Source organism: Pseudomonas syringae pv. cilantro, from assembly GCF_001293775.1.
Taxonomy (GTDB): domain Bacteria; phylum Pseudomonadota; class Gammaproteobacteria; order Pseudomonadales; family Pseudomonadaceae; genus Aquipseudomonas; species Aquipseudomonas syringae_P.
On the sequence record NZ_LGLN01000102.1, the window covers coordinates 1 to 1,022 of the forward strand.

General features: G+C 56.2%; 1 protein-coding gene. It reads right to left on the reverse strand.

Features of this window, described 5'->3' with window-relative positions:
• Positions 1-50: 50 nt before the first annotated feature.
• Positions 51-1,022 (reverse strand): replicative DNA helicase (locus tag ABJ99_RS26355; RefSeq protein ID WP_054088293.1); only part of this gene is annotated, 972 nt, incomplete at its 5' end.

Genomic DNA, 1,022 nt, shown 5'->3' on the forward strand with positions numbered 1-1,022 from the left:
TTCGTGCAGATGAGGGGCAAGAGATTCCTTTGTCAGTTCAATGAAGGACGTCATGCCCTTGCTCCTTGCCAGGTGCTGGCCGAAAGGTTTTCAAAGCGGGTGTGCTGAGGGATGAAGGCGGTTCTGACGGTGCCGAGCGAGCCATTGCGATGCTTGCCAAGGATCAGCTCGGCGATGCCTTTGTGCTCGGTGTCGGCGTTGTAAACCTCATCCCGATACACGAAGAGAATCAGGTCCGCATCCTGCTCGAGCGCGCCCGAGTCACGTAGGTCCGCATTGATAGGCCGCTTGTTCGGACGTCTCTCCAGCTCTCTGTTTAGTTGAGAGAGCGCGACGACAGGGCAGTCGAACTCCTTGGCCAGCGCTTTGAGCGAGCGAGATATCTCGCTGATTTCGTTGGCCCGATTTTCCGTGCCAGGGCACTTCATCATTTGCAGATAGTCGATCATGATCAGGGCTGGCTTTCCGAAACGCCGTGCCCCTCTGCGTGCCCGGGCACGAATTGCCGAAGGCGTCAGGTCTGCTTGGTCATCAATGACAAGGCGGTCCCTGTAGGAATTGACCTTGGCCACTGCCAACGAAAGCCTCGACCAATCCTCATCTTCGAGCTGTCCGCGTATCAGCTTCTCAAGATTCAGATGCCCTAATATGGATAGAAGCCGGTAAATTATCGCTTCGGCTGGCATCTCCAAGCTGTAGATCTGAACAGTGGAGTGGTCATCTTTCTGAAGCGCAGCGTCCACGAAATTCAGCGCCAGACTGGTTTTTCCCATTGATGGCCTTGCAGCGAGGATGATCAGATCCGCTGGCTGTAAGCCACCCGTCAACTCGTCCAGATCGGACAGTCCAGTGGGCACTCCGACCACCGACTCTCCTGCGTTGAAGCGAAGATCGATCTTGTCGACCACCTGCAGGAGCATCTGGTTGACGTCGACAAAGTCAGACGTGTGCCGTCCTTGTCCCAGAGCAAACAGCTGCTGCTCGATGACGTCCTGCACGACAGCCGCATCCGCCTGAGGATC